Here is a 2008-nt window from a genome sequence, read left to right on the forward strand (position 1 = left end):
ATCTACGCCAGCCGCTTTTCCAGGATGAGCGCGGGTATTCCTGAGCCGCCGCCGCAATCGGCAGTCCTGCCGGCGGGCCGGAACCCATGCGCCTCGTAGAAGGCGATCGCCGGGGAATTCGCCTCCTCCACTTCCAGGCGCAGTGTCCGCGCCTCCGGGAAGCTGGCCTCAACCTCGTCGAGCAGCGACCGGCCGATCCCTCGCCGCTGACAGTCCGGATGCACGTAGAGTTGGTTGAGGAGGACGATCTTCGGGTCCGTGGTGGCGGAAGCGAACGCAATGCCGCCGAGGCGCTTGCCGTCGTCGGCCACCAGGAATTCCGAATTGGGGCGCGTCAGCCGCGCCTTGAGCGAGGCGATCGAATGCCAGTCATCGGTGATCTCGGTGACGCGCCGGGCGCCATAGATGGCATCGTAGGTGGCATGCCAGGTCTCGACCAGCAGCGCACGGATGGCGGCGAGATCGCGTTCGCTCGCCGTCCGCACGAACATGCTAGCCCTCGATGCCGAGCTTGGCCTTGACCAGCTCGTTGACCGCCTGCGGATTCGCCTTGCCGCCGGTCGCCTTCATCACCTGGCCGACGAACCAGCCGGCCATGGTCGGCTTGGCGCGCGCCTGCTCGGCCTTGTCGGGGTTGGCGGCGATGACCTCGTCGACCGCCTTCTCGATGGCGCCGGTGTCGGTGACCTGCTTCATGCCGCGGCTCTCGACGAGCTGGCGCGGGTCGCCGCCCTCGTTCCAGACGATCTCGAACAGGTCCTTGGCGATCTTGCCGGAGATCGTGCCTTCCTTGATCAGGTCGATGACAGCGCCGAGCTGATCAGGTGAAACCGGAGCATTTTCAATATCTTTTCCGGCTTTGTTGACAGCACCCAGCAGGTCGTTGATGACCCAGTTGGCGGCCTGCTTGCCGTCACGCCCGGCCGCCACCTTCTCGAAATAGTCGGCGACCGGCTTTTCCGACACCAGCACCGAGGCGTCGTAGGCCGAGAGGCCCAGCGAGTCGATCAGCCGCGCCTTCTTGTCGTCGGGCAGTTCCGGCAGATGCTGCGCCAAGGCGTCGACATAGGCCTGGTCGAACTCCAGCGGCAAGAGGTCGGGGTCCGGGAAGTAGCGGTAGTCATGCGCCTCTTCCTTGGAGCGCATCGAGCGCGTCTCGCCCTTGTTGGGATCGAACAGGCGCGTCTCCTGCTCGATCGCGCCGCCGTCTTCAAGAATGGCGATCTGCCGGCGCGCTTCGGACTCGATCGCCTGGCCGATGAAACGGATCGAGTTGACGTTCTTGATCTCGCAGCGCGTGCCAAAGGCGCCGCCCGGACGGCGCACAGAGACGTTGACGTCGGCGCGCAGCGATCCTTCGTCCATGTTGCCGTCGCAGGTGCCGAGATAGCGCATGATGGTGCGCAGCTTGCTGACATAGGCCTTGGCCTCGTCTGCGGAACGCATGTCGGGCTTGGAGACGATCTCCATCAGCGCAACGCCAGAGCGGTTGAGGTCGACATAGGACATGGTCGGATGCTGGTCGTGCATCGACTTGCCGGCATCCTGCTCCAGATGCAGCCGCTCGATGCCGACCTCGATGTCCTCGAACTCGCCCTGCCGGTCCGGCCCGACGGAGACGATCACCTTGCCCTCGCCGACGATCGGCTGCTTGAACTGCGAAATCTGATAGCCCTGCGGCAGATCCGGATAGAAGTAGTTCTTCCGGTCGAAGACCGACTTGTGGTTGATCGCCGCCTTCAGGCCAAGTCCGGTGCGGATCGCCTGCTTGACGCATTCCTCGTTGATCACTGGCAGCATGCCGGGCATCGCCGCGTCGACCAGGCTGACATTGGCGTTGGGCGCGGCGCCGAAAGAGGTCGAGGCGCCGGAGAACAGCTTTGCCTCGGACGTCACTTGCGCATGCACTTCGAGCCCGATGATGATTTCCCAGTCGCCGGTGGCGCCGGAGATCAGGCGTTTCGGATCGGGCGTGCGGGTATCGATGATGCTCATTGTGGTCCAGATG

2 protein-coding genes are annotated in these 2008 nt (G+C 64.4%); both read right to left on the reverse strand.

Annotated elements, in window-relative coordinates:
* Positions 1-2: 2 nt before the first annotated feature.
* Positions 3-491: a GNAT family N-acetyltransferase gene (locus EOA38_RS34940; RefSeq protein WP_127301368.1), complete on the reverse strand. Its 489-nt coding sequence runs from the start codon at positions 489-491 to the stop codon at positions 3-5.
* Position 492: 1 nt separating this feature from the next.
* Positions 493-1995: an Asp-tRNA(Asn)/Glu-tRNA(Gln) amidotransferase subunit GatB gene (gene gatB, locus EOA38_RS34945; protein WP_127301369.1), complete on the reverse strand. Its 1503-nt coding sequence runs from the start codon at positions 1993-1995 to the stop codon at positions 493-495.
* Between the last annotated feature and the right edge of the window lie 13 nt (positions 1996-2008).

This window comes from Mesorhizobium sp. M1E.F.Ca.ET.041.01.1.1 (assembly GCF_003997355.1).
Lineage (GTDB): Bacteria > Pseudomonadota > Alphaproteobacteria > Rhizobiales > Rhizobiaceae > Mesorhizobium.

Coding starts and splice junctions, on each gene's coding strand:
- EOA38_RS34940 (WP_127301368.1), bottom strand. CDS start 491: ATGTTCGTGCGGACGGCGAGCGAACGCGATCTCGCCGCCATCCGTGCG.
- gatB (WP_127301369.1), bottom strand. CDS start 1,995: ATGAGCATCATCGATACCCGCACGCCCGATCCGAAACGCCTGATCTCC.